Source organism: Myxococcus sp. CA033 (assembly GCF_013336625.1).
Taxonomy (GTDB): Bacteria; Myxococcota; Myxococcia; order Myxococcales; family Myxococcaceae; genus Myxococcus; species Myxococcus llanfairpwllgwyngyllgogerychwyrndrobwllllantysiliogogogochensis.
In genome coordinates, this window is sequence record NZ_JABUMU010000017.1 from 116,135 (window position 1) to 140,456 (window position 24,322).

The following is a 24,322-nucleotide window of genomic DNA, read 5'->3' on the forward strand; positions in this document are numbered from 1 at the left end:
TCCTTCTTCACCCATCATGACGCGGATGACACCCACGCCCCAACGTGGGTTGCGACCAGGGGGCAGTCACGCCATAAACATGGCGATGCTCACCGAGGTCCAGGCAGGCCCCTATACCGTCCGAGGCATCTCTGTCGGCGGCGTCTACACCTCCCTCCAGGTCCCCGAGCTGGACGTGGTGCTCGACGCGGGCATCCCCATCCGCTCCTTCGCGGGCACCGACCGCATCTTCCTCAGTCATGCCCACCCGGACCACGCCAGCGGGCTCGGCTCTCTGCTGGGCATCCGTCGGCTCCTAGGGAAGGGCGAACCTCAAGTCTTTCTCCCCGCCGAAATCGAGGCCCCCGTCCGTGAGGCCCTCGGCGTGCTCACCCGCCTCCATCACACATCCATGGACGTGCGGACCGTCCCCATGCTCCCCGGTGACGTCCAGCCGCTCGGGCAGGGGCTTCACGTCCGCGCCTTCCGCACGCACCACCCCGTCCCTTCGCTCGGCTACCAGTTCATCCGCCGCGTCTCCAAGCTGCGCCCCGAGTTCCTCGGCCTGCCTCCGCAGGAAATCGCCCAGCGTCGCAGGGCCGGCGAGAACCTCCTCACCGAGGTGGACCACCTGGAGCTGGCCTATGCCACCGACACGCTCGCCCGCGTGCTGGAGACCGAGCCTTCCCTGTTCGACTCGCGCGTCCTCATCCTCGAAGCCACCTTCGTCGACCCGAAGCGCCCCGTGCAGGATGCGAGAGACCGCGCCCACCTCCACCTCGACGAACTCATCGCCCAGGCCGACCGCTTCCACAACGAATCCATCGTCCTCATGCACTTCAGCCAGTCACTCGGCCCTCAGGAAGTGCACGCACTGATTCGCGAGCGCCTCCCGCCCACGCTCGCCGAGCGCGTGCGCGTCTTCGCACCCGAGTCCGGTCGTTGGTTCGGCTGAGCCTCGCGTTACAAACTCAGTCGGGCCTCAGTGTTTCCAGCTCCGCGAGCACCGCGCGCAGCTCCGGCGCCTCCAGCGCCTTCTCCACCGACGCGAAGAACTCCGACAGGTCTCCTGCTCCCTGGTACTCGTAGACGCACGCCTGGAGGCCCATCTCCAGCCGGTCCACCTGCCGCACCAGCCGTCCCTCGAACGAGCTGCCCTGTTCGTACTCGTCCCACAGCGCCAGGTACTCCGCGCCCCGCGGTAGCTTGCCCACGAGCTGCTCCATCGCCCGGCGCTCCATCGCGTGCTTGTCCTCGCGTCCCACTCCGTCATGGGGCGTGAGGTCGCCGACATACGCCTCGCCGAGGTCATGCAACAGGGCAATGCGCATCGCCCGCCCCGCGTCCGCTTCCGGGAAGTGACTGTCCACGATGAACAGCGAGAGCAGCGCGACGAACAGCGAGTGCTCGGCCACGCTCTCGCATCGCTCCGGCGCAATCCCCACTCGCAACCATCCCTGACGGAAGAGCTGCTTCAGGTGATTCAGCTCGAAGTACGTCTCGATGATCGGGAGCGTCTTGCGCCCTCCGAGCAGGGCGATGGGTGGCGAGCTCTTCGTCTTCATGCGTCCCTCCACGCTACACCCACGAGCCCGCGCACTCCCGTACTCCAGGTGAGGCTGAGTGGCCTCTCATGGCCCTCCCGGTGCGCATTTCAGGGGCCTGCGTGATTTCACCCCACGACCTCGGCTAGACGGGGGACGAGGGTCGGGTCCGCGACGTTGGACACGGTCCGGAGGAGGGGGAAGCACCCATGGAGTCTTCTTCTCGTCAGTGCCGAGGCGCGTCGCAGTGGCTGCTCATGGCCGCGCTGTTCGTGAGTGTCACCGCCTGCAAGCAGGAGCCGCCCGCTCCGCCGCCAGCACCGCCCCCGCCTGTCGCCGCCATGGAGCCGGAGGACCCTCCGTTCCCCGAGCAGGCCCTGCCGCTTCCCGCCGAGGTGGCGCAAGTCACCGCCGAGCCCGCGAAGCCGCCCGAGCCTCCCTTCACCGGAGACCTCCCCGCGCTGCGCAAGCGCGGTGTGCTGCGTGTCCTCGTGGAAGGCACCGACGAGGACTTTCTGCCGCGTCAGGGCACGCCCCGCTCGCAGGACCGCGCGCTGCTGGAGCGCTTCGCCGAGAAGCACGGCATGTCCATCGAGTTCCTCGCAGTGGAGCGCTTCGATCAGCTCATCCCCTCGCTGCGAGAGGGGCGCGGAGATGTCATCGCCGCGGACCTGACCGTCACCCCCGAGCGCTCCAAGGACCTCGCGTTCACCCGCCCCCTGGCCCTGGTGAACGAAGTCGTCGTGGGCAAGCGAGGTGCCACCGGACTGCCTCGCAAGCCAGAGGAACTCGCGGGCCGCGCCGTGCACGTTCGCGCCAGCTCCACCTTCGCCGCGTCGCTCGCCGCTCTCGCGAAGGAGAAGGCCTCGGGGCTCACCATCGTGCCCGTGCCCGAGAGCACCGACTCCGAGGAACTCGCCTGGAAGGTCTCGCGGGGAGAAGTCCCGCTCACCGTCGTGGACAGTCACCTTCTCGCGGCCATCGAGACGTACAACCCGGATGTGGAGGGCCTCTTTCCCATCGCGGAGAAGCGCGCCCTCGCCTGGGCCGTGCGGCCGGAGAACCCCGCGCTGCGCGGTGCCCTGGATGCCTTCCTCGTGGAGCGCGCGCTCACCGACCACAGGGAGCAGCGCTTCACGGGGGACCTCGACGCCATCCGCAAGCGCGGTGTGCTGCGAGTCCTCACTCGCAACAGCCCCGTCACGTACTTCCTCCACCGAGGCGACCAGGCGGGCTTCGACTACGAGATGGCGAAGCTCGCCGCCGCCGCGCTCAAGGTGCGGTTGGAGGTCGTGGTGCCTCCTTCGTATGAAGAACTCCTCACCTGGTTGAAGGAGGGCCGAGGAGACGTGGTCGCCGCCGCGCTCACCGTGACGCCGGAGCGTCAGCGCGAGGTGGCCTTCAGCCGCCCCTATCTCTTCGTGGACGAAGTCATCGTGCAGCGCGCGGGGGCACCGAAGCTCGACTCCGTGGCGGCCCTGAAGGGCCAGGCTGTCCACGTCCGGCGCTCATCCAGTCACTTCGCCACGCTCAAGGACGCGTCGACCCAGCACGGCTTCACGGTCGTCGAGGCACCCGAGGACCAGGACGCGGAGACCCTCATCGACCAGGTGGCTCGCGGAGAGATTCCCTTCACCGTGACGGACAGCCACATCCTCGCCGCCGAGCGCGTGTACCGCGATGACGTGGAGGCGGGAGTGACGCTACCGGGGCAGGGGCCTCGCGCCGGCACGGAGGGGCACCACGGCATCGCCTTCGCCGTGCGTCCGCAGAACGTGAAGCTGCGAGCCTTCCTCGACGGCTTCGTGCAGAAGACCTACCGGGGCACCGAGTACAATCTGGCCCGGCGCCGCTACTTCGAGGGCCACCGGAGCGAGGCTCCCGCGACGACGGACGAGGCGGTCCTCACCGGTGCCATCTCTCCCTATGACGTGCTGGTGCAGTCCTACTCGCAGCGCTACGGCCTGGACTGGCGATTGATGGTGGCGCAGATGTTCCAGGAGAGCCGCTTCGACCCTCGGGCGCGAAGCTGGGTGGGCGCGCAGGGGCTCTTCCAGGTCATGCCCGGCACGGGCAAGGAGCTGGGCTTCCGGAAGCTCGAGGACCCGGAGCAGGGCATCCACGCGGGCGTGAAGTACATGCACCAGCTCATCGGCCGCATCGCTCCGGAGATTCCCTTCAAGCAGCGGCTGCGCTTCGCCCTGGCCTCCTACAACGCGGGACTGGGCCATGTGCTGGACGCGCGGCGGCTGGCGCAGGAGCAGGGCTGGGACCCCAACCGCTGGTTCGGCAACGTGGAGAAGGCCATGCTCCTGCTGGAGAAGCCCCAGCACTATCGCCGCGCGCGACACGGCTACTGCCGAGGCTCCGAGCCGGTGAAGTACGTCTCCGAAATCCAGACGCGCTACGGCAACTACATCGCCGTCGTGCAGCACTGACGCCCCAAGCGCGGCTCGGGGTTTCGGTCGTGACTCAGAGACTCACGCCCACGTACGCGGCGGCCCAGGGGCCGCTGAGTGACACGGAGAACGTGTCGGGCTCCGAGTCCGCCACCATTCCGAAGTTCCGGACCTGCTTCACGTACTGCGTGTAGCCCACGTTGACGCGGGTGTGGACCCAGCGGTTGAGCTGGTACTGGAGCGCCGCCGAGCCGCCTCCACCGAAGGTCCATTTCCGGACGCGACGCTGGAAGGCGCCCGAGTCGGGTTCCGGGGCCGCCGTCCCGTCAGGCTCCGTTGCGAACATGCGCCCGGAGGCGAGGCTCACCTCGGACGCCGCGCCGAAGAGACTGAGGCCCAAGAGCAGCTTGCCCGTCAGCGCGAAGCGCTTCTCGAACCCCGGCCGCACCGAGAGGACCTGCAGGTCACCCCCCGTCAGGTACCACTCCACGCCGTTGGTCCACCACCAGTCGCTCCGGTCCGAGCTCCGCACCATGTTGAAGTGCAGCCCGCCCGCCAGGCGCATCGCGCTGGCGCGAGCCCCCAGCGTGCTCGTCCTGTCTCTCCAATCGAGCATGTAGGCCGTCGGGTGCTGCACCCGCGCCCACGAGCCCCCGAACTCCACCGAGAGCTGCGGGGGCCGTTGCGCCATGTCCGACGCGGTGCCCGGCGGTGACGAGGAGGCCCCGGCCGTGAAGGCCGGGCCCAGGGCGAACAGCAGGCCGAACACGGTGCGCATGACAAACCTCCTCTACAGCCCCGCGACCTTCGAGGCGCTGGACACCGTATAGACCAGGGTCAATTCCTGCTGGGAACGCGGCGCGGCCGTCACCTCGAACCGGGCGATGCCGTCCGCGCTGACCCGCGTGGGCGCTGGCTTCGTGCCGTCCTTCAGGAGGTTCACCTCCACGGTCTCCACCTCGGACACGGGAATCCGTTCCTCCAGCGCCACCGACGCGGGCTGCGCGCTCATGTTGGAGAGGAACATCTTCACGTGGTGCGTCTTCACCTTGCGCCCCGTCAGGCGGCTCGTCTCTTCCTGCAGGTCCGTCTGCCGGGCCACCCGGAGCGCATCCTCGCTGCCGAAGCCCAGTCGCACGCGCTCGCCCTTGCCCGTGAAGCGCAGCTGCGAGCGGCCCACGTAGCCACTGACCCGCACCAGGTCCACGGGACCCGCCAGCAACACCGCCGGCCCCACGTTGTCGAAGCGGGCCACGCGGTGCGCCAGCGGGGACAGCTCCGGACAGACCAGCAGCTCGGAGGCCGCGGGCGCGGTGAAGTGGAACATGGGGACGCGGTGAGGCTCACCGTCCGAGGGCACCGTGGTGCGGTGGGTCGCCGCGAGCGTCAGGGCCTCGCCGCCGTCGTCCATGCCCGGAAGGCCCTCGTCGCGCTTTCCTCCGCCACCTTCGCCCGTGGTCTGGATGACCTCCTCGCGCATGGAGACCTCCACCACCTGCTTCTCGCGCTCCGTCTTGTCGCGCAGGAAGAGCCAGTCCGTCTCCAGCCGGGGAGGGGTGGCGCCCAGCGTCGGCCGCGCCGTGGAGAACGCCAGCTCCACGTCCTTCCACTCCTCCTCCGTGCGCTGCCACACCACCGCCTCGCACTCCAGACGCACCGTCTGGCCCGTGCCGCTGGCGGCTTGCTCCAGCGTCGCGCGATAGGCCGGACGCCACGCCGCGCACGGCACCAGGTATGTGATGGACAGGAGCGCGGTGCCTCCCGCTGGGTGGCCCACTTCCAGCTCGGCGTGGACGTCCAGCTTCGCCTCCGCCTGCTGCGTCCCCGCAAGCGCTCGCTTCGCTTCCTCGAGCTGCCGCTGCAGCCGTTGCTCCTCGCGCAGCGCACCGCGAAGTGCCTCGTCCGCGACCTCGAGCGCCTGGCGCACGGTGTCCAGTTGCTGCTTCCATTCCTCCGCCTGCGCCTTGCCACCACCGGCCTGCTCGGAGATGGCGCGGTACACGTCCGCGTGCGCCGTGGTCAGCAGGCCCTGGCGCGTGCTCAGTCGCTCCCGGTCCGCGCGGGCCTGACGCTCCTGGCGCTCCAATTCCGCCACGCGCCGGCCCAGCTCGGTGGCGTGCTCGCGTCGGGCTTCGGGAGGCTGGGGCTTCTTCGCGCGCCGCACGCGCGCCTGGGACACGGTGCCTCCGGCAAGCTTCGCCTGGAGCGAGCGGTCCACCGCCAGCGGAGACAACCCCGCGATGACCAGGCGCTGGGCACCTGGCACCAGGGGAACTTCACCTCGGCGCTCGACGAGCGCGCGATCTTCCAGGACGGTGACCTTGACCACCGGCAGGGTGAGGGGCGTGCTCATCATGTCCTCCGGTTTCCACCGCCGAGCATCTTGCTGGCGGGAATCTTCACGGTCCACGTCGCCTTGAGTGTCTGGGCCTCACCCGGCTGGAGCACCACGCGCCACGCGCGCTCGCCCTCCACCGGGACTTCTCCTGGCAACGGCGTGCGCTTCTGCCAGACCGGCGCGACCTCCGTCTCCTCCACCTTGATGTCCTTCTCGAACCCCGTGGGGACGGCGGGCACTCGCTCGCACACCTCGACGAGAATCCGGTTGGACATCCGGTTGGCCAGCTCCACCGAGACGTGGTGGGTCAGCATCGTCGCGCCACCGAAGATGCCGCCGGTGGCCTCGTCGAAGCGCGTGTTGCGCGCGACCTTGATGGACTCCTCCACGCCCAGCCCCAGTCGCTGCGTGGAGCCTGGGGGCATGGTGGGCAAGGGCGACGTCATCAGGAACTCATCGCCCAGCGTGACGTCCACCGGGCCCGCGAGCAGCGGATAGGGCGTTCGATTCTCCACCCGCACCGTGCGGAACGCGCGGGACTCCACCGAGGGCACGCAGACGTACTCGGCGGACAGGCCCACCGGCACGGACAGCACCGGCAGCGTGTGCCACGCGGCGTCCGAAGGCACATCCGCGCGCGTCTCCAGGTCGAAGCGCGCATCGAAGTGCATCGCGGACTCGCGGGGCGGCACCGTCCACGTGGGCGTCGGGACGCGCCAGAGGCTGTTGACCTCCTGCTCGCTCACCGCGACGAACGAGAGGATGTTGACCTGAATCTGAACGGCCGACAGCGCGAGGATCTCCCGGGTGACGTGCGACGGGCGGGGACGCAGCCGGCCACGTCCGTCCAGGTCGTCCGCGGGTGTCAACGACAGGCGGTCATAGTCCAGCAGCGAGTCCGAGGGTTCCAGTCGGGGCACCGCGCTCGGGCGGTCCTGCGCCCCGCCTCCTCCCAGGCTCCCATCCGCCATGTCGGCGTACACGCGCGAGGAGCCTCCTTCCTCCTCCGCGTCCTGCGGCATGTCGAGCTGCTCGTCATCCATCTCGGCGGGGGCCACCGAGCCGCGAGAGCGCCTGAGCGACTCAAACTCCCCGGCCTGGGTCGAACCTCCCCGAGAGCCTGGCGCCATGTTTCGCGGAGCCGCCGCGGGCGCGGGCGGTGGAGGTGGCGCGGAGGCCGAGGCGCTGCCCACGGAGCGTTTCTTCGGAGGCATGGGCTTCGGGAGTGCGCGTCCCCCCTTGGGGGCGGCTTCCTTGCTCCGCTCTCGTTCCCCCGGCTCCTCCAACTCCACGCCAGACGAATCGTAGAGGCCACCGGAGACGGGCTCGTCCCTCGGCGCGGACTGGGGGCTGGCGGCCTGCCGGAGGGTGTCGTAGCCGGCGAAGAGCTCGTCCAGTCCGGGAGGCGGCTCGCGCCAACCGGAGCGAGGCGGTGGGGGTTGGCGGCGGCCGATGCGCAGCGCCTTCAGCTCGGGGACCTCGGCCTTGCGGTCCAGCGCGGCCGTGGACACCGCGAGCTTCACGCCCGTCCAGTCCTCGCCCGTGCGTTGGATGATGGAGGCGCGCATCCGCAGCGTGCCTTCCTCCAGCGTCCGGGGCAGGCGCAGGTCATAGGTCGGCACCCAGCGCGCGCCCGGGACGGCGTACTCCAGCGAGATGAGCGCCGGAGTCTCCCGGGGCCAGGGGTTGCCGGACAAGGTGAGGACGGCGGCGCGGTACACGCGGGCCCGCTCGCCCCGCACGGATGAAGAGGCCTCGTGCAGTCGCTGGCGCCGCAGCCGGACATCGGCCTCCGCGTCACGGTGCGCCTGCTCCAGCTCCAGTCTCCGCGCGTTCAGGGACGTCAGCTCCGTGTCCACGAAGGACGTGAGCGCCAGCAGCGCCGCCAGCGGGGCCTCGTGAGGGACGTAGGCGTCCTTCTTCTGCGGCGCGAAGGTGGGCTTGAGCTTGCCGATGGACTGGAGCTCGCGTTGAACGCCCTCCAGCCGCGCCACTACATCCGAGACTCGCGCGAGCGCCTCCTCGAGGGCGCGGTGCTCACCGGGGACGTCGACCTCGGGCGGGAGCTGGACGTCGAAAGTCGGCCGGATGGCGCGGATGGAGAGCCCGGGAGGCCCCTGTCGTACAGCGGCCCGGAGGGTTCCGGGGCGCAGTGACATCGGAAGTCCGTTGAGCTGGATTTCGGTGGGGACGCGGTCCTCCACGAGCTGCAAGGTGGCGATGCGAGTACACAGCGCCCCTTCTGCGTGAACGGTGACTGCATCCAGGATGGATGGCACGACGAGCATGCGCCCCCTCGGCTCGGGATGAAGTCGCAAGGCTAGTCGAGATGGGCGCCAGAATCATGCCCCCCACGGTGTCGTTCCGGCGGGAGGGGCGGTGTTGACGCTCCACTCCTACCGCAGCACCCGCCCTCCGGGCAGACGCAAGGCCACCCGGAAGCGCCGCGTCGTGACGTCCCGTCGGACCACGAGCCAGAAGCCCCGGCGTCGCACACGTTCTCCCGCCGGTGTCAAACGCCAACGCGCGTCGAAGTCCATCAGGACCCCGGACACCTGGGCGGGAAGTCGTCCCTCGTCCTGGAGCGAGGCGGCGAAGCGCCGGCCCTCCGCGAGGGCATCCGGCTCCACGGACATGGGATGGGTGCGAGCCCAGTGCTCGAAGCGGACCGCGAAGTCCGCGCCCAGCGCCGCCGCGAGCGGAGGCCATGCGCGCTCGACACCGCGTCGGCGTTTGTGAAGCAGGGACTGCGCCGCCGCGAGCACGCGGGCCGAATCGAAGCCCGCGGGCACCGGTGCGCCCGCGCCCAGTGCATGGACCAGCTCCGCCTGGGCCTGGGCCAGGCGCTCGCGCGCGCTCATGGGCGGGCCGCCGCGCGCCATCGCGAGGCGCCCCGGTCCAGGGCTGTCCTCACCGAGGTCAGCTCAGAGGCCAGCTCCGCCTCGGAGGGGAATCGGTCATCGCGCTCGAGCATCACCGGTACCGGCCCCAGTCGCTCCGCCAGCCGCTCCAGCAAGGCGAGGGGGCCCGCATGCAGTGGATGCGCGTGGGTGTCGTGGTACAGGCCGCCGCGTTGCACTCCACCCGCCACATGGACATAGGCCAGTCGCTCGCGTGGCACGCAGGCAAGCACTGCGTCCGCATCCGAGCCGTGGTTGAGCACGTTCGCGTGGAGGTTGGCCACGTCCAGCAGCAGCGAGGCGTTGGTGCGCGAGAGCACACCCGCGAGCAGCTCCGCTTCCGAGAATGTGGCATCGGGCCACTCGAACAGGGCGGCCACGTTTTCCAGCGCCAGGGGCACCGGCAGCGCCGCCTGGGCGCGCAGCACGTTCTCCGCGAGCACGTCCAACACATCCTCCGAGCGGGGCAGTGGCAGCAGGTGTCCGGACTCGAGCCCTCCCGCGCGGACGAACGCGAGGTGCTCGCTGATGCAGACCGCGCCCACGCGCTCCGCCTGCCGCGCCAGCCAGCCCAGGCGCCGGGAGTCGGGTGGTTCCGCCGAACCCAATCCCAGTGAGACGGCGTGCAGCACCACGGGGACGCCGCGCTCGCCCAGTCGCACCAGGGGCAGTGGCACGTCGCCCGAGGAAGGCAGGTGCTCGGCGAGGACCTCCACGAAGCCGGGTGACGGCAGTCGGTCGATGAACAACGCCAGCTCCCTGCGCCAGCCGATGCCGACCCCGTGCAGTGAAAGGGATGTCAATTGCTCCCTCCTCCTCCGCAACCGCCGCCGCCGCAACCACCACCACCGCCGCCGTCACCACCACCGCCGCCGTCACCACCACCACCACCACCACCACCGCCGCTGCAGCTACTGCCCCCGCCGCACCCACCGGCGCGGTCGTTCTCCGAGCCGCAGCCCCCGCCGCAGCCGCCACCGCAGTCGCCACCGCTCGAATCGCCCAGAATCCCGGAAGACTTCGATGCGATCAGCTCCTGGCGCAGCAAGTCGAAGCCATCCATTGCCACCACCCCCAGGCCGAACAGCGCCACGGCGATGCAGAGGTCGTGGCTGCTCAGCAGGTCGGGAGAATCGGCGTTTTGCGCGGTGAGCTTCAACGGCTGCTCTTTCAAACGCATCGCTTTGAGCACGGCATCTCCTCGGCAACTTCGCCAGACGGGCCGAGCAAGGCGCATCGTGAAGGCGATGAGAGCGATACAGAACAACGCGAGCAGGCCGATGGTCTTGTCATGCACCAGCTCCTTCACGAACTGTCCCAACCCAAGCCCGAGGACGGTGAGGCTCAGGAACGTTGGCAGCCAGCGCGCGCACCAGTTCCCCGTCTCACTGACCAACCAGCCGCGGTTGATGAGGATGGGCCGCAGCCGATTGAGGGCAGGCTCGGCGTGCGCGAGCAGTTCGGACGACCTCACCGCTCCATGTTCGACAGCGCTGTAGACGACGCGCTCGACGAAGGTTGCGTTGGCCAAGAGCGCGCCCGTGGTCTCCAGTCGCGTCCCGTTCATCCGAATGACTCCTTCATGGAGCATCCTGGCCAGGGCTGTATTCACGACTGCCGCAGGACTCGAGAGCATGGCGACTTCATAAGGGTCCGGCCGCAGGGGGAGCACCCCGGGGTCGCCACCGGGCAGGCGAAGCACCCTGCGCAGAAAATACCCGACCATCAACACAAGGACGCTCAGCGGGACGAACAGGAGCTTCAGGCCATGCATGTCCATGGGATTCATCATGTGGACCTCCATGCGGGTTGGTCCCTGCATGAAGCGCACCGGTATGCCAATGACTGTCAGGTCCCGTGATGTCTGAGTCACGCTTGCTTGCCACCGCCACGTCCAATCCCGGACCGTCGTGATGTTCAATCGTCCCGGATGGGCCCGCACCCGCGGCTGCCGACACCCTGGAGCGACAGGCTCGTCAATCGCCACCTCCGCAGCCGCCGCAGCCACCCCCGCCGCCATCGCCTCCACCGCAGCCATCTCCTCCGCCGGACGAATCGCCCAACCCGAAGGAGTTGCTCCCAGGATCCACTTCCCGGCGCAGCAGCTCGAAGTCACTCGTGGACATGGCGCCCAGGCCGAAGAGGGCCACGGCCATGCCGACGTCGTGCCCGTTCAGCATCTCGGGGGCCTCGGCGCTGCGCGCGGCGGTCCTCAGGGGCTGTTCCCGCCACCGCAGCTTCTGAAACACCGAGTCTCCCTGGCGGCTCGTCCAGACCCGCCGCGCGAGGAGCCCGATGCCGGCCGTGGCCACGCAGCAGAACACCACGAGGATGGCCACGGGCTTGTCGCGCTCCAGGCCCACGGAGATCTTCGTCAGGCCCAGCAGGAGCACCGCGAGGGCGGGGAGTGGCGGCAACCAGCGGGCGCGCCAGCCCCAGGTGTCATCGACGAGCCATCCGCGCTCGATGAGTGCGGGCTTGAGCTGTTGGATGGCGGGCTCGGCGCGCGCCAGCAGCTCGGACGACTTGACCTCGCCATCGGTGACGGCGCGGCAGACGACGCGCTCGATGAAGGCGGCGTCCGGGCGGCGAGAACCGGTGACCTCGAGTCGCGCCCCATGCATGCGAACCGAGCCGTCGTGGAGGAGCCTGGCCAGGGCCGCGTGGACGACGGCCTTCGGGCCCGAGAGCATGGCGATTTCATAGGGGTCCGGGTTCAGGGGCAGGGCACCGGGGTCACCTCCGGGCTGGCGCAGCAGGTAGCGCAGCAGGAGTCCCACCAGGAACGCGAACGCGAAGAGTGCGGCGAACAGCTCGAGGAACTGCGGGCCCGACATCTCCAATGGATTCATCGTGGCGGCCTCCATGCTGGTTCACCCCCTCATGAAACGCACCGCGAAGCCGCTGACAGCGAGGGCCCGTGACGTCTTCGTGACGTCCCGGTGTCACCGGAGCGTCCGATGTCCGCGCCCTGGAGAGGAGCAGTCTACCGTGAAGCCGCCACGCCGCGCTGTGTCGCGCCGAGCGGGGCGCGCGTGAGCCTCAGCTCGGGTCCTTGCGCGCCACCGGTTCCGGGGACACGGGAGGGCGCGTGGGATTGCCCAGGCAGTCGAAGCCGACCACGGGAGGGAAGGTGCTGCTGGGGCGGTACTCCCAATGCCACGGCTCCGAGGGCACCGTGCGGCGGAAGCCGAAGCGGCACGCGTTGGCCTCCAGCCAGAGGTAGCGCTTCGAGGTGCGCTGACCGATGACGAGGTCCACCGCGAGCCCTCGCTGGTGGTTGGAGCGTCCGGGCCGCGCCGCCTTGTTGCCACGGCCCCGGCGGTACTCCTCGTAGAGCCACCGTTGCTCGCGCAGGGAGCGGTAGCCGCTGGTGACTCGCAACACCAGGCCGTCCTTCGTCGCTTCGGTGGCCATGCGTTCGAGGGCCGTCGCCGTGTCGCGATGCAGCCGGTGGCCGCCTTCGACCCGCACGAGCTTCGCGGCCTTCACCTTCTGACGCCGGGGACGGGACTCACCGGCGAAGGCGACGGTCGTGAACAGGCACGTGAGGATGACACTCCAGCGGAAGAGCGCGAGCGACATGGCGGAATCCGGTCTGGGGAAAGGACCTGACTCTCGCGCGTTTATTCCCGCAGGCAAGCAGGCGGGAAACCGAGCCCTCGTCGGAGTTTCCGCCGATCAGAACAAGGAGAGCTGCGCGGACGACGGCTTCTCCACGGGGCGTGGGAGCGTCTTGAAGCCATGGGCGCGAGCCCACTCCTCGCTCGGGCCGCTCCAGTGGTGCGCGTCCATCTTCGCGTGGCCCTTCTCGTCGAAGGCGACGCCCTCGGCTTCCAGCAGCTCGCGCTGTCTGTGTCCGTCCAGGCTGATGCCACCCGTGCGGTTGATGATGCGCTGCCAGGGGACGGTGGCCGAGCGAGCACCCAGCGCGCCCAGCGCATGGCCCACGACACGGGCATCGCAGCCTTCCTCGCCGAGGAGGGTCGCGATGTCTCCGTACGTGGCCACCTTGCCCCACGGTACCTGTTCGACGAGCGTGTAGATGCGCTCGTAGTAGTCGCGCTCGTCGCGCGGCGGACTCTGCGTCATGACGTTCGGGCTCCTGGGGGAAAGCTACCCATCCAGCGCGACTCGACGCGAGCGCTAACCGCTGCGAGAGCCCAGGCCCGTGGCCTCGCCTGCTCGCAGCCGTTCGTGCAGCGTCCTGGCCTCCAGGTACCAGAACTGGACGTTGCCGAAGCTGAGGATGTCGCCGTCGCGCAGCGTGGCCACGCGGGTTCCCAGCGTGCCGGCGTTGAGGAAGGTGCCGTTGGTGGAGCCCAGGTCCTTCACCGTGCAGCGGTTCTCGGCCTCGTTCCAGCGCAGCTCCGCGTGCTGCTTGGAGACGGACGCGTCGTCAATGACGAAGTCGCAGTCCATGCGCCGGCCGATGGTCAGGTGGTCCGTCGAGTGGAGCGGGGGGAGCGTCACGACGCGCAGGTGTTCGAATTCGAACAGCAAGGTCATCATTCCGAGGCTGATGTCCTCGGGGTCCGCCATGCGGGTGGGCGCGAGCACCGCCGCCGAGGCTTCCGAGGGAGGGCGCTGGATGAGGGCGAAGGGCCCGAGCTGCCGCTCGAAGTCCTTGGCGGGCAGTGACGCGGCGAGCGCGCGGAGTTCCTGGACGGACAGCACGCGGGGCAGCCTAGCGGGTCACCCCGCGTGCGCCCAGCGGCCCGGAGGGTGTCATGTACGGCTTTCGTTGACCTGCATGTCACGGGTTCCCTACATTGAGCACTTCATGGTGGGGGCCGGGCTCCGGGAGGAGCGCCGGCCCTCAATCTTTAGTGAACCAGGGAGTGGTGGAAGGAGCTGTGTCGATGGCGAGCGGGAGCGACAACATCCCGATGACCCCCTCAGGACTGCGCAAGCTCAAGACGGAGCTCAAGCATTTGCAGTCTGTCGAGCGGGGTAAAATTTCACGGGAGATCGAGGTCGCCCGGGCCCATGGGGACCTGCGCGAGAACGCCGAGTACCACGCGGCGAAGGAGAAGCAGTCGCACATCGAGGGTCGCATCCTGGACCTCAACGACTGGATTGCGCGCGCCGAGGTCATCGACACCAGCAAGCTGGGTGGCGACAAGGTCGTCTTCGGGGCGACCGTGGACCTGCTGGACACGGAGACGGACAAGCCCGTCACCTACCGTCTCGTGGGGGAGCTGGAGGCCGACCTGAAGAAGCGGTGGCTCGCCGTCACGTCGCCGGTGGCTCGGGCTCTCATCGGCAAGCGCAAGGGCGATATCGCCACGGTGCAGAGTCCGGGTGGGACGCGTGAGTTGGAGGTCCAGGAGATTCGCTTCGAAGACCCCGAGGACGAGGCTCCGCCCAGCGAGGGCTGAACGTCAGCGGTATCCTTCTCGAGAGAAAGCCGACGGGGGAGCGGGCCTGAGCTCGCTTCCCCGGTCGCGTTTTCTGGGAGACGTCACCCCCGTTCCGTAGGATGGATGGACGTGACTCACGCGTGAACCATCCGCTCGCCAGTCTTGTGGGACCCCTTCGGTACGCGTGCCAGCGTGACTTCGCCATGCTCGCGACCTTGAAGGACCTGACGTCCGTCATGGAGCGCGCGCTGGCGGGAGCCAGCGGTGTGGACTCCGAGGCGCTTGGGCACCTGCGCGCGGCGTTGCCCTATGTGGACCATCCCACGCCCGAGCGCCGCAAGGCCGCGCTGCGTCGCGTGGTCATGGCGCTGAAGCTCAGCGGCGTCGCGTTGCCCGTCGAACTGGACGGAATCGCCCAGGCCGCTCCGAGGTCCGAGGGACCTGGTGAACCCGGGCGAACCGGAGACGCCTCACGGACGCGCGGACAGGAAGCCTTGCTGGAGCCTGCAGCCCGTGGCCGAACGCGCGTGGGGGCGGAGAGTGGCCCTGTCGCGCCGCCTCCGGGCTACGTGCAGACGCCTCCGTGGAAGTCGAACGACCCACTGCCTCCCACGCCTCGCGCGAAGGCTCCCGAGCCCCGCTCGACGACCGGTGTCGCGTCGCCGACGGCGAACCCTCGGTCCTATGGCGCGGAGGCGGGCCTCGCACGACCCGGCAACGTGCAACCTGCTCGGGGAGAGATGCGCCCGGGGGGACGTGGCGCCCGACAGGCCTCGCTCGACACGGGCGCGGAGTCCGGGGCCCCTCCGGCCAAGGCGAAGAAGGAGCAGCGCAAGAAGAAGCGCGCCGTGGCGGCGGAGGCGTCCCGCTCCGAGGCGAAGCTCCTGTCCATCGCGCCGCGCTCCGGTCCGCTGTCCTCGCCGCTGAAGACGCTCGGCAAGCGCCTGGGGCCTCGGCTCATCTCCGCGCTGGACAAGAAGGGCCTTCGCCGGATGGGCGACATCCTCTTCCTGTTGCCGCGCTGCTACGAGGACCGCAGACGTCTGCGCACCATCGCCGAACTGGAGCCCGGGGAGCGCGGTGTCACCGTGGGCATGGTGAAGGTCGCGGACTACGTCCCGGGCAAGCAGGGGCGGCGGATGTTCCGCGCCGTGGTGGGAGACCGCTCGGGCAGCATCGCCGCCACGTACTTCCACGCGGGCCCCTGGCTCAAGAGCCGCTTCACGGTGGGCAAGCGCATCGTCCTCTCCGGTGAAGTGCGCGCGACGATGAATGGTCGCGAGATGGCGCACCCGGAAATCGAGCCTGCGGAAGACATGGAGTCCGCCACCTCGGTCCACTTCAACCGCATCGTCCCCGTGTACCCCGGCTTCGAGCGAGGCGAGCAGCGCTCCTTCCGCGAGCTGGCGGCGCGCGTCGGCGAGCAGTACGCGCACGAGCTGGAGGACCCGCTGCCCGCGGACCTGCGTCGCCGGCTGGAGTTGATGGGGTTGCCGGAGGCGCTGCGCTTCATCCACTTCCCACCGGACGCGGCGGACCTGGAGTCCCTCGATGCGCATCAGAGCCCGGCCCATCGCAGGCTCGCGTTCGACGAGCTGTTCTTCCTCCAGTTGGGCATGGCCCTCAAGCGTCAGGGCATCAAGGCGGAGGAAGGCATCTGCTTCGATGTGTCCGCGCCTCGCCTGGAGAAGGCCCGCGCCGCGCTGCCTTTCCAGCTCACCGGCGCCCAGGCACGAGTGGTGGAAGAGCTGAGTCGGGACATGGCCCGCGCCGAGCCGATGAACCGGTTGGTGCAGGGTGACGTGGGCAGTGGCAAGACGGCGGTGGCGATGGTCGCCGCGATTGTCGCGCTGCTGGACGGCTATCAAGTCGCGGTGATGGCCCCGACGGAAATCCTGGCCGAACAGCACGAGCGCACCTTCCGCAAGGTGCTGGCGCCGCTGGGCTTCGAGGTGGGGTTGCTCAGCGCGGCGGGGACGGCGAAGTCGAAGCGACAGGTGCGCGAGGCCGTGGCCCGAGGCGACATCCACCTGGCCGTGGGCACGCACGCCCTCATCCAGCAGGACATCGCCTTCGCTCGGCTGGGGCTCGCGGTCATCGACGAGCAGCACCGCTTCGGCGTGCTTCAGCGTCACTCGCTGATGAGCAAGGGCCCCAAGCCGGACGTGCTGGTGATGACGGCCACCCCCATTCCCCGCACGCTGGCCATGACGCTGTATGGGGACCTGGACCTCTCCATCATCGACCAGCTCCCACCGGGACGAACGCCCATCAACACGCGCGTCTTCAACGACAAACAGCGCGCGCGCGTCTACGAAGCCATCGCCACCGAGTTGACCAAGGGGCACCAAGCCTACGTCGTGTATCCGCTGGTGGAGGAGTCGGAGAAGCTGGACCTGGAGGACGCGACGCGCGGCGTGGAGAAGCTGCGGTTGGCCTTCCCCCAGGCGAGCGTCGGCTTGCTACACGGGCGGATGAAGGCCGAGGAGAAGGACGCGGTGATGGAGGACTTCCGCGAGAAGCGGCTGCAGGTCCTCGTGTGCACCACGGTGGTGGAGGTCGGCGTGGATGTGCCCAACGCCTCGGTGATGGTGGTGGAGGCGGCGGAGCGCTTCGGCCTGTCGCAGCTCCACCAGCTCCGGGGGCGCGTGGGCCGTGGCGCGGCGGCCAGCTTCTGCTACCTGGTGGCCAACAGCGCGCGCTCGATGGAGTCCGTCGAGCGACTGGCGGTGATGGAGCAGAGCAGCGACGGCTTCGTCATCGCGGAGAAGGACCTGGAGATTCGCGGGCCCGGCGAATTCATGGGCACGCGGCAGAGCGGCCTGCCGGAATTGGCGGTGGCCAACCTGGCGCGGGACGGAGACCTGCTGTCGATGGCGCAGGTCGAGGCCCGGCGCATCCTCGCCAGAGACCCGGAGATGGAGTCCCCCGAGCATCAGAGTCTGGTGAAGGCACTCGATGAACGCTGGGAAGGACGACTCGCGCTGGCTCGGGTGGGGTAGGGCGTTCGCCTCGCGCTGCCCGTCCCCCCACCCACTGGCCGAGCTGCTGCGGGAAGCACAGGCCCGGGGCTCGAACACCGTGGGGACGCAACGCACCGACCCTGGTAGGGCGCCGGAGTCCCTGCCCGCCCATCCCGACATGGTTAGACTCCAGGCATGGGTGACCGGGGACGCGCCGAGTACCTGTCGAGTCAGGGCATCCGTGATGGACGGGTGCTGGAAGCCATCTCGCGACTGACGCGCGCGGACTTCGTGTCGGAGGCAGAGCGTCTCGAGGCCGGCGCCGACGTGCCGCTCCCCATCGGCCATGGCCAGACCATCAGCCAGCCCTATGTCGTGGCGCTGATGACCGAAGCGCTGGCCTTGAAGGGGCATGAGCGCGTCCTGGAGATAGGCACCGGCTCCGGCTACCAGACGGCGGTCCTGTCGCTGCTCTGCCGCGAGGTGTACACGGTGGAGATCGTCCCAGAACTCGCCCGCTCGGCGCGATGGCGGCTGCTGCGACTGGGCTTCGAGAACGTCTACTTCCGCCAAGGCGATGGCACCGATGGCTGGCCGGAGCAGGCGCCCTTTGATGCCATCCTCGTCACCGCCGCGCCGGCCGAGGTTCCCAGCACGCTGCTTGGCCAGCTCCATCGCGGTGGCTGGATGGTCATCCCCGTGGGGCCCACGGGGGGCACCCAGGAGCTGCTGCGCATCCATCGAGCACGAGAGCCGGGGGCCTTGCCCCAGGTGGAGTCCCTGCTTCCCGTCCGCTTCGTCCCGATGACGGGGGGACCGCCTCGTCCGGTTCTCCCCTGAAAGCTCGCGGGGGGCGGCCTTGGCCTGGCGCGGAGGAAGGGATGGTCCGCCCGGATGCTTGAATGCCGTCAGGGCCCTCGAAGGCGCGTTGCCCCCGAGCAGGGCCGCCCGCTAACGTCGCGCAATGATCATCTGCCCGGTCTGCGACCACGTTCAGCCCGAAGGGACCGAATGTGACGTCTGCGGAAAGCGGTTTCCCACCGCCGTGAATGTGGCGACTCCCCCCGTGGCACAGCTGCCGGAGCTGGAGCTGACGCCGCATGCGGGGGGCCGTGACGCGGTGGACGCGCCCGTGCTGCCGGAGCTGGACGGAACGCGCTTGCGCAGCGGGCCGGATCTGCCGGCCCAGGTGGTGCAGGACCTGGAGCTGACGCGCGCGGCACCGACGGGTGAGATGCCCGTGGCGGCGCTCGAGGAGTTGGACACGGGGCGCGCGCAGGATGACGGCGTGAGGACCCCGGCCCCGCTGGGCGCCGTCACCTGCCGCTACTGCCGCAACGTGCAGGCGGTGGGACTGCTCTGCGACAACTGTGGCATGCGACTGCCGCGCGCTCGGCCCGCGGCGACCGCCGTGGCGGCGAAGGGGGAGGAGGACGGGTGGATGGCCTGCCCCTCGTGCCATACCCGAGGGCGTCCCGGACGCGCCTGCTCCGAGTGCGGCACCCGGCTCCAGGAGGGGGCGTGAGCGCCTCGGAGCCCGGCTTCCGGGCGGAGTACGCGTGCAGCGAGGGCTGTGACTTCCGCGCCTCGCTCCTGGACGTCGTCTACCGGTGCCCTCGCTGCGAGGGGCTCCTGGAGGTGCGTCACGACGTGGCGGCCCTGCGAGCCGTGCCCGCGGCGGAGTGGAAGCGGCGCTTCGAGTCGCGCTTCGGCTCGGCGCGGCTGCCGGATGGCTCGGGCGTGTGGGGCAAGCGCGAGTGGGCCTACCCCCAGCTTCCCGTGGAGGACATCGTCTCCCTGGGCGAGGGCCGCGTGCCCTTGAAGCCCCTGCCGCGCATGGCGTCGGAGCTGGGGCTGGCCGCGTTGGACTTGAAGGAATGCGGCGTGTCGCCCACGGGCAGCTTCAAGGACTGGGGCATGACGGTCCTCGTCTCCGCCGTGAAGCACATGCGGGCCCAGGGCGTGCCGCTGCGGGCCGTGGCGTGCGCGTCCACGGGTGACACCTCCGCGGCGCTGTCCGCCTACTGCGCCGCGGCGGGCATTCCGGCGGTGGTGTTCCTGCCCCGGGACAAGGTCTCCCTCGCGCAGCTCGTGCAGCCCATCGCCAATGGCGCGCGCGTGCTGTCGCTCGACACGGACTTCGATGGCTGCATGCGACTGGTGCAGGCGGTGACGGCGGACACGGGCCTGTACCTGGCCAACTCGATGAACTCGCTGCGCATCGAGGGGCAGAAGATGGTCGCCGTGGAGCTGTGCCAGGACCTGGGCTGGGAGCCTCCGGACTGGGTGGTGATTCCGGGCGGCAACCTCGGCAACGCCAGCGCGCTGGGCAAGGGCTTCGAGCTGATGTTGGAGCTGGGGCTCATCACCCGCCGGCCGCGCATCGCCGTCGCACAGGCGGAGCGCGCCAATCCGCTGACCCAATCCTTCCGGGGCGGGTTCAAGGAGCTGGTGCCCATGCAGGCGCGGAGCACGCTGGCGTCCGCCATCCAGATTGGCAACCCGGTGTCCTTCCGACGCGCGGTGCGAATCCTCAAGGCCTTCGACGGCGTGGTGGAGGAAGCCACCGAGTCGGAGCTGTCCAACGCCGCCGCGCGCGCGGACAAGGAGGGCACCTTCACCTGTCCCCAGACGGGCGTGGCGCTCGCGGCGCTGGAGAAGCTGGTGGCCCAGGGAGTCATCGCGAAGGGCTCTCGCGTGGCGGTGGTATCCACCGCGCACGGGCTGAAGTTCGCGGACTTCAAGGTGGGCTACCACCGGGGCACGCTGGCGGACGTCACCAGCCGCTATGCGAACCCTCCCGTGCAACTACCCGCGAACCTGGACGCCGTGCGCGAGGCCCTGTCGGACCTGGGCTGACGCCGCGCGGTGCGGCAGGGCGGGGCTCCCGTAGGAGGGGAGCCCCCGGGTTTTCCGAGCGCGGGTGCTTCAGTCCGCGAGCAGCGGGACGCGCTTGTCGATGGTGAGGCCGAAGCCGGCGAGCCCGCGGTAGGTGATGTCCGTGTTGGTCATCACCTGGAGCGAGCGCACGCCCAGGTCATTGAGGATCTGGCAGCCCATGCCCAGGTCTCTCGTCTCGTGCGGGCCCGTGCGGATGTCGGCGCTGCCGTCCGTGTTGCGCTTGTGGCTGATGCCGAAGTCGCCCCCGTGCATCCCGGGCAGGTAGACCAGGACGCCGGTGCCCTCGCGGGCGATGCGCGCGAGCGACTGGTCCAACAGCACGTTGCAGTTGCAGGTGGGGGAGCCGAACACGTCGCCCAGGGTGCAGGCGGCGTGCAGGCGCACCAGGGCGCTCGGGCGGGAGGCGGGGTCACCCTTCACCAGCACCAGCGACTTGGCGCCGTCCGGCAGCCACGTGTACGTGAGCGCGGTGAAGTCGCCGTAGCGCGTGGTGACGGTGTGCTGGCCGGGCTCGCGGCGCACCAGCCGGTCCTTGCGGCGGCGGTACTCGATGAGGTCGGCGATGGTGATGACGGCCAGCTTGTGCTCCAGGGCGAAGGCCTTGAGGTCCGGCATCCGCATCATGGTGCCGTCGTCCTTCACCAGCTCGCACAGGATGCCGGAGGAGCCCAGGCCCGCCAGCCGCGAGAGGTCCACGGTGGCCTCGGTGTGGCCGGCGCGGCGCAACACGCCACCATCGCGGTAGCGCAGCGGGAAGATGTGGCCGGGGCGCAGGAAGTCGTTCGCCTGGCTCTCCGGATCCGCCAGGGCCAGGATGGTCTTCGCCCGGTCCGCCGCCGACACGCCCGTCGTCGTGCCATGCCGGTAGTCCACGGAGACGGTGAAGGCGGTGCGGTGGGACTCGTTGTTGTCCGCCACCATCTGAGGCAACCGCAGGGCGTCCAGCCGGTCCGCCAGCATGGGCATGCAGACGATGCCGCTGGTGTGGCGCACCATGAAGGCCAGGTGCTCCGGCGTCACCTTCTCCGCCGCCATGATGAGGTCGCCCTCGTTCTCCCGGTCCTCGTCGTCCGCGACGATGACGAACTTGCCGTCGCGGATGTCGCGGATGGCGTCCTCGATGGAGGAGATCTGGAGGTCGTCAGGGCGCATGGAGGATTCGGTCCGCTCGCGAGTCTGCATGTGTTGGCGCATGTAGCGTCTGCGTCCGGGGCTGGCAAGCCAACCTGCTTGACGCCGTGCGCTCGGGTGATGGGGTGGATGAGCCATTCGCGAGGGCCCCCTCGCTCGCCCGTTGCGGTGTCGCTGGAATTAGTTGGGACCCAGAAGGTTGGGGTCGCCAGGGGCGAGTGACTCGACGCGTGGAACAGGCTGCTGTAGGGTGCCCGGCTCCGTGATGAGCGCCGATACCCAGGATTTGAGGACGCAGCTCGACCAGCTCCAGGAGAGCCTGTCCGTCCGCCAGAGCACCACCCACTTCGCCCACACGGGGGTCGCCACCCTGGCGGCCCTCATGTTCGCGGGGGCCGCTGGCAAGCTGTTCTATGACTCCCTTCGCACCCCGCTGATGGCCTGGGGCGTGACGCTGCTGGCGCTGGGCCTGCTGGCGTACGCGTTGCGCCGCTACGTGGTGGGGCGACGCGTGCTGGCCGATGAGCTGACGCGCTTCCAGACGCTGCTGGAGCTGCGCAGCCAGCTGCGGCTCGACGACCCCGCGGCGCTGCTGCCCCGGTGAGCGCGGCCCGCAAGTCCGCCCGACGGGGGCGGTTCATCGTCCTGGAGGGGCTCGATGGAGCCGGCACCACCACGCAGGCGGAGCGGCTGGCCTCCGCCCTCCGCGCCGAAGGGCACGCGGTGCTCACCACGCGTGAGCCCTCGGATGGCCCCGTGGGCACGTTGATTCGCCAGGCCCTCACCGGGCGGTTGGGCCTGCCGAATGGCGCGGGCCCGCTGGCGCCGGAGACGCTGGCGCTGCTCTTCGCGGCGGACCGGACGGACCACCTCGCGGCGCGGGTGCTGCCCGCCCTGGAGGAGGGGAAGCTCGTCCTGTGCGACCGGTACGTCCTGTCCTCGCTGGCCTACCAGGGGGCGTCGCTGCCCATGGCCTGGGTGGAGGCGGTGAACGGGTACGCGGTGTCCCCGGACCTGACGCTGTTCGTCGGCGTGGCGCCGGAGGTGGCGGCGAAGCGCCGGGCGGCGCGTGGCGGGGCCGCGGAGCTGTTCGAAGCGGACGAGGCCCAGCGGCGAATCGCCAAGCAGTACCTGGCCGCCATCCGCCGCCGCGCGAAGAAGGAGCGCATCGTCCACATCGACGGTGAGCAGGGGATTGAAGCGGTGACGGCGGCGTCGCTGGCGGAGATTCGCAAGCTGCTGGGCCGCAAGCGCTGAAGGAGCGGGTCAGCGCGCGACGTCGAAGCTCAGCGCGACCTCCGCCCCATCTCCCGAGCAGCGGCCCGCCGTCTTCCCGACGCTGCGCAGCACCAGGCGCCCGCGGACCCGGGTGTCGCTGTTCTCCTCGAGGACGAGCTGCCCGGCCACCTCTTGCGTCAGGGCTTCCTTGGGGACGGTGCCGTAGCAACCCGTCGCCACGAAGACGGCCTGGAGCTTCGGGGAGTGCCCCTTGCGTGGGGTGAAGGTGATGTCCCGGAACGAGTCCGTGGGGGCGGCGATGGCGTCACCCGCCACCGCGAGCGTCATGGGGCCCGCGCCGAGGACCTCCTTGTCGAAGCGCACGGAGACACATGCGGAGGTCTCGTCGTCGGCCACGACGCTCGACGGGTCGTTCAGCCCGCACAGGCGAAGCGTCCGAGGTGCTCCGCTCTCGAACTCGGCGGAGCGGTGCTGGTCGAACGCCATCCAGCCCTCGTCGTACGTCACGCGAAACGTTTCGCCCGAGTCCTCGTAGTGCTCGATGGACGAGTCGAGGGGCGAGTCGCTCACCGCGTCGTCACCGCAGGCGGCGAGGGACAGCAGCGACGCGAGGAACAGGGCGGACGGACGTCGGGCGGACCGGGGGGGCATGGAGCGCATGCCTCCAGGAAATGCAATCCGGATGCCCTTGTCCCCCGGGGAGAGAGGCCCTCCGGAGGGGGTCTGCCGCGCCTCGGAATTCTGACGCGACGACGGATCCTCGTGACTCGCGCGGCGGACTCCCCGGCCGTTGCGCTACAGTCCGCCCTTCCTATGGAGCGCACTGGCGCGGCGGCAATCATCATCGGCAACGAGGTCCTGACGGCGAAGGTCCAGGACCAGAACGGCCCGCACCTCATCAAGAGGCTGCGCGAGGTGGGCATCGTCCTGCGCTCGGTGGAAACCATCCTGGACGACGTGGACGCCATCGTCGATGCGATGAACCGGGCGCGTCAGCGGGCCCGCTACGTGTTCACCAGCGGCGGCATTGGCCCCACGCACGACGACGTCACGGTGCGGGCGGTGGCGCTGGCCCTGGGCAAGCCCGTGGTGCGGTTGCCGGAGATGGTGTCCCTCATCGAGGCGCGAGCGCCCGATGGCAAGGTGACGCCAGAGGGGATGCGGCTGGCGGACGCCCCGGAGGGAGCGGTGCTGCTGCCCCAGGCGGGCACCTGGTACCCCGTGCTGACGGTGGGGGACGTGTTCCTCCTGCCCGGCGTGCCCCAGCTCTTCCGGATGCAATTGGAGACGGTTCTGGCGCGGCTGAGCGGCACCCCGGTGGTGCTCAGTTGCCTGTACCTGCGACTGGGCGAGAGCGACATCGCCGCCGTCCTGGACAACGTGGCGCTGAACATGCCGCACGTGGCCATCGGCTCGTATCCGGAGTTCGACCCGGGGAAGGACTACCGGGTGAAGATCACCGTGGAGGCCGCGGAGGGTGGTCCCGTGGAGGAAGCCGTCGCGCGAATCATCGGCGGGCTCCCCGAGGGCGCGGTGCTGCGGCGGGAGTAGCAACCCTCCCGCCG

Annotated in this window: 23 protein-coding genes; 10 read left to right on the forward strand and 13 right to left on the reverse strand. The window is 69.8% G+C overall.

Features of this window, described 5'->3' with window-relative positions; genetic code table 11:
• The first annotated feature begins 85 nt into the window (after nucleotides 1-85).
• Entirely contained in the window at nucleotides 86-934 is an 849-nt protein-coding gene (locus HUA78_RS31115; RefSeq protein ID WP_174462231.1) for an MBL fold metallo-hydrolase, read from the forward strand.
• Between the two features lie 16 nt (nucleotides 935-950).
• Here HUA78_RS31115 and HUA78_RS31120 read toward each other — a convergent pair whose 3' ends face one another.
• Entirely contained in the window at nucleotides 951-1,544 is a 594-nt protein-coding gene (locus tag HUA78_RS31120) for an HD family hydrolase (RefSeq protein ID WP_174459372.1), read from the reverse strand.
• Between the two features lie 188 nt (nucleotides 1,545-1,732).
• Here HUA78_RS31120 and HUA78_RS31125 point away from each other — a divergent pair, with 188 nt between their 5' ends.
• On the forward strand, nucleotides 1,733-3,961 hold the full coding sequence (locus HUA78_RS31125; RefSeq protein WP_174467312.1) for a transporter substrate-binding domain-containing protein: 2,229 nt from the start codon (nucleotides 1,733-1,735) through the stop codon (nucleotides 3,959-3,961).
• Between the two features lie 34 nt (nucleotides 3,962-3,995).
• Here the strand turns inward: HUA78_RS31125 and HUA78_RS31130 are convergent, their stop codons facing one another.
• The 10 genes from HUA78_RS31130 to HUA78_RS31175 form a co-directional block, all read right to left on the reverse strand.
• On the reverse strand, nucleotides 3,996-4,700 hold the full coding sequence (locus tag HUA78_RS31130) for a hypothetical protein (protein ID WP_174467313.1): 705 nt from the start codon (nucleotides 4,698-4,700) through the stop codon (nucleotides 3,996-3,998).
• Nucleotides 4,701-4,712: 12 nt separating this feature from the next.
• On the reverse strand, nucleotides 4,713-6,275 hold the full coding sequence (locus HUA78_RS31135) for a mucoidy inhibitor MuiA family protein (RefSeq protein ID WP_141641299.1): 1,563 nt from the start codon (nucleotides 6,273-6,275) through the stop codon (nucleotides 4,713-4,715).
• Nucleotides 6,275-8,548, reverse strand: coding sequence for a DUF4139 domain-containing protein (locus HUA78_RS31140; protein ID WP_174467314.1), 2,274 nt, complete (start codon nucleotides 8,546-8,548; stop codon nucleotides 6,275-6,277). Before HUA78_RS31140 ends, HUA78_RS31135 begins: the two co-directional genes overlap by 1 nt.
• A gap of 108 nt (nucleotides 8,549-8,656) precedes the next feature.
• The gene (locus HUA78_RS31145; RefSeq protein ID WP_174477790.1) at nucleotides 8,657-9,121 is read right to left on the reverse strand and encodes a hypothetical protein; all 465 of its coding nucleotides are present in this window, start codon (nucleotides 9,119-9,121) and stop codon (nucleotides 8,657-8,659) included.
• Nucleotides 9,118-9,963 carry a DUF692 family multinuclear iron-containing protein gene (locus HUA78_RS31150; RefSeq protein ID WP_174477791.1) on the reverse strand — a complete coding sequence of 282 codons (846 nt, stop codon included), beginning with the start codon at nucleotides 9,961-9,963 and terminating at the stop codon, nucleotides 9,118-9,120. Before HUA78_RS31150 ends, HUA78_RS31145 begins: the two co-directional genes overlap by 4 nt.
• Nucleotides 9,960-10,952, reverse strand: a complete 993-nt coding sequence (locus HUA78_RS31155) for a TIGR04222 domain-containing membrane protein (protein ID WP_174477792.1) — start codon at nucleotides 10,950-10,952, stop codon at nucleotides 9,960-9,962. Before HUA78_RS31155 ends, HUA78_RS31150 begins: the two co-directional genes overlap by 4 nt.
• Before the next feature lie 184 nt (nucleotides 10,953-11,136).
• Entirely contained in the window at nucleotides 11,137-12,012 is an 876-nt protein-coding gene (locus HUA78_RS31160; RefSeq protein WP_174477793.1) for a TIGR04222 domain-containing membrane protein, read from the reverse strand.
• Between the two features lie 190 nt (nucleotides 12,013-12,202).
• On the reverse strand, nucleotides 12,203-12,745 hold the full coding sequence (locus tag HUA78_RS31165; protein WP_174459378.1) for a D-alanyl-D-alanine carboxypeptidase family protein: 543 nt from the start codon (nucleotides 12,743-12,745) through the stop codon (nucleotides 12,203-12,205).
• Nucleotides 12,746-12,841: 96 nt separating this feature from the next.
• A complete protein-coding gene (locus HUA78_RS31170) occupies nucleotides 12,842-13,252 on the reverse strand; it encodes an MGMT family protein (protein ID WP_174467316.1) in 411 nt (136 codons plus the stop codon).
• 54 nt (nucleotides 13,253-13,306) lie between these two features.
• Nucleotides 13,307-13,837, reverse strand: coding sequence for an FHA domain-containing protein (locus HUA78_RS31175; protein WP_174459380.1), 531 nt, complete (start codon nucleotides 13,835-13,837; stop codon nucleotides 13,307-13,309).
• A gap of 185 nt (nucleotides 13,838-14,022) precedes the next feature.
• On the opposite strand from HUA78_RS31175, the gene greA reads away from it, so the two are divergent.
• The 5 genes from greA to thrC all read left to right on the forward strand — a co-directional run bounded on the left by greA (nucleotide 14,023) and on the right by thrC (nucleotide 20,345).
• Nucleotides 14,023-14,541: a transcription elongation factor GreA gene (gene greA, locus HUA78_RS31180; protein ID WP_141641263.1), complete on the forward strand. Its 519-nt coding sequence runs from the start codon at nucleotides 14,023-14,025 to the stop codon at nucleotides 14,539-14,541.
• A 185-nt stretch (nucleotides 14,542-14,726) separates the two neighbouring features.
• Nucleotides 14,727-17,525 (forward strand): ATP-dependent DNA helicase RecG, encoded by a 2,799-nt coding sequence (gene recG, locus HUA78_RS31185; RefSeq protein WP_254623981.1) that lies wholly within the window; start codon nucleotides 14,727-14,729, stop codon nucleotides 17,523-17,525.
• 156 nt (nucleotides 17,526-17,681) lie between these two features.
• Nucleotides 17,682-18,326: a protein-L-isoaspartate(D-aspartate) O-methyltransferase gene (locus tag HUA78_RS31190; protein WP_174462053.1), complete on the forward strand. Its 645-nt coding sequence runs from the start codon at nucleotides 17,682-17,684 to the stop codon at nucleotides 18,324-18,326.
• Between the two features lie 124 nt (nucleotides 18,327-18,450).
• Complete coding sequence (locus HUA78_RS31195) at nucleotides 18,451-19,011, forward strand: hypothetical protein (protein WP_174477795.1); 561 nt, start codon at nucleotides 18,451-18,453, stop codon at nucleotides 19,009-19,011.
• On the forward strand, nucleotides 19,008-20,345 hold the full coding sequence (thrC, locus tag HUA78_RS31200; RefSeq protein ID WP_174464923.1) for a threonine synthase: 1,338 nt from the start codon (nucleotides 19,008-19,010) through the stop codon (nucleotides 20,343-20,345). Before HUA78_RS31195 ends, thrC begins: the two co-directional genes overlap by 4 nt.
• Nucleotides 20,346-20,414: 69 nt before the next feature.
• On the opposite strand, the gene ribB is transcribed toward thrC, so the two are convergent.
• Entirely contained in the window at nucleotides 20,415-21,569 is a 1,155-nt protein-coding gene (gene ribB / locus HUA78_RS31205; protein ID WP_141641268.1) for a 3,4-dihydroxy-2-butanone-4-phosphate synthase, read from the reverse strand.
• Nucleotides 21,570-21,783: 214 nt separating this feature from the next.
• Between ribB and HUA78_RS31210 the strand changes: the two genes are divergently transcribed.
• Together HUA78_RS31210 and tmk are read left to right on the forward strand one after the other, a co-directional pair.
• Nucleotides 21,784-22,122, forward strand: a complete 339-nt coding sequence (locus HUA78_RS31210) for a hypothetical protein (protein ID WP_217440105.1) — start codon at nucleotides 21,784-21,786, stop codon at nucleotides 22,120-22,122.
• Nucleotides 22,119-22,775 (forward strand): dTMP kinase, encoded by a 657-nt coding sequence (gene tmk, locus HUA78_RS31215; protein WP_141641270.1) that lies wholly within the window; start codon nucleotides 22,119-22,121, stop codon nucleotides 22,773-22,775. The genes HUA78_RS31210 and tmk overlap by 4 nt, the downstream gene beginning before the upstream one ends.
• A 9-nt stretch (nucleotides 22,776-22,784) precedes the next feature.
• Here the strand turns inward: tmk and HUA78_RS31220 are convergent, their stop codons facing one another.
• On the reverse strand, nucleotides 22,785-23,408 hold the full coding sequence (locus tag HUA78_RS31220) for a hypothetical protein (protein ID WP_174462055.1): 624 nt from the start codon (nucleotides 23,406-23,408) through the stop codon (nucleotides 22,785-22,787).
• 162 nt (nucleotides 23,409-23,570) lie between these two features.
• Here HUA78_RS31220 and HUA78_RS31225 point away from each other — a divergent pair, with 162 nt between their 5' ends.
• Entirely contained in the window at nucleotides 23,571-24,308 is a 738-nt protein-coding gene (locus HUA78_RS31225; RefSeq protein ID WP_174462056.1) for a molybdopterin-binding protein, read from the forward strand.
• The last annotated feature ends 14 nt before the right edge of the window (nucleotides 24,309-24,322 follow it).

Coding starts and splice junctions, on each gene's coding strand:
- HUA78_RS31115 (WP_174462231.1), top strand. CDS start 86: ATGCTCACCGAGGTCCAGGCAGGCCCCTATACCGTCCGAGGCATCTCT.
- HUA78_RS31120 (WP_174459372.1), bottom strand. CDS start 1,544: ATGAAGACGAAGAGCTCGCCACCCATCGCCCTGCTCGGAGGGCGCAAG.
- HUA78_RS31125 (WP_174467312.1), top strand. CDS start 1,733: ATGGAGTCTTCTTCTCGTCAGTGCCGAGGCGCGTCGCAGTGGCTGCTC.
- HUA78_RS31130 (WP_174467313.1), bottom strand. CDS start 4,700: ATGCGCACCGTGTTCGGCCTGCTGTTCGCCCTGGGCCCGGCCTTCACG.
- HUA78_RS31135 (WP_141641299.1), bottom strand. CDS start 6,275: ATGAGCACGCCCCTCACCCTGCCGGTGGTCAAGGTCACCGTCCTGGAA.
- HUA78_RS31140 (WP_174467314.1), bottom strand. CDS start 8,548: ATGCTCGTCGTGCCATCCATCCTGGATGCAGTCACCGTTCACGCAGAA.
- HUA78_RS31145 (WP_174477790.1), bottom strand. CDS start 9,121: ATGAGCGCGCGCGAGCGCCTGGCCCAGGCCCAGGCGGAGCTGGTCCAT.
- HUA78_RS31155 (WP_174477792.1), bottom strand. CDS start 10,952: ATGATGAATCCCATGGACATGCATGGCCTGAAGCTCCTGTTCGTCCCG.
- HUA78_RS31160 (WP_174477793.1), bottom strand. CDS start 12,012: ATGAATCCATTGGAGATGTCGGGCCCGCAGTTCCTCGAGCTGTTCGCC.
- HUA78_RS31165 (WP_174459378.1), bottom strand. CDS start 12,745: ATGTCGCTCGCGCTCTTCCGCTGGAGTGTCATCCTCACGTGCCTGTTC.
- HUA78_RS31170 (WP_174467316.1), bottom strand. CDS start 13,252: ATGACGCAGAGTCCGCCGCGCGACGAGCGCGACTACTACGAGCGCATC.
- greA (WP_141641263.1), top strand. CDS start 14,023: ATGGCGAGCGGGAGCGACAACATCCCGATGACCCCCTCAGGACTGCGC.
- recG (WP_254623981.1), top strand. CDS start 14,727: ATGCTCGCGACCTTGAAGGACCTGACGTCCGTCATGGAGCGCGCGCTG.
- HUA78_RS31190 (WP_174462053.1), top strand. CDS start 17,682: ATGGGTGACCGGGGACGCGCCGAGTACCTGTCGAGTCAGGGCATCCGT.
- HUA78_RS31195 (WP_174477795.1), top strand. CDS start 18,451: ATGATCATCTGCCCGGTCTGCGACCACGTTCAGCCCGAAGGGACCGAA.
- ribB (WP_141641268.1), bottom strand. CDS start 21,569: ATGCAGACTCGCGAGCGGACCGAATCCTCCATGCGCCCTGACGACCTC.
- HUA78_RS31210 (WP_217440105.1), top strand. CDS start 21,784: ATGAGCGCCGATACCCAGGATTTGAGGACGCAGCTCGACCAGCTCCAG.
- HUA78_RS31220 (WP_174462055.1), bottom strand. CDS start 23,408: ATGCCCCCCCGGTCCGCCCGACGTCCGTCCGCCCTGTTCCTCGCGTCG.
- HUA78_RS31225 (WP_174462056.1), top strand. CDS start 23,571: ATGGAGCGCACTGGCGCGGCGGCAATCATCATCGGCAACGAGGTCCTG.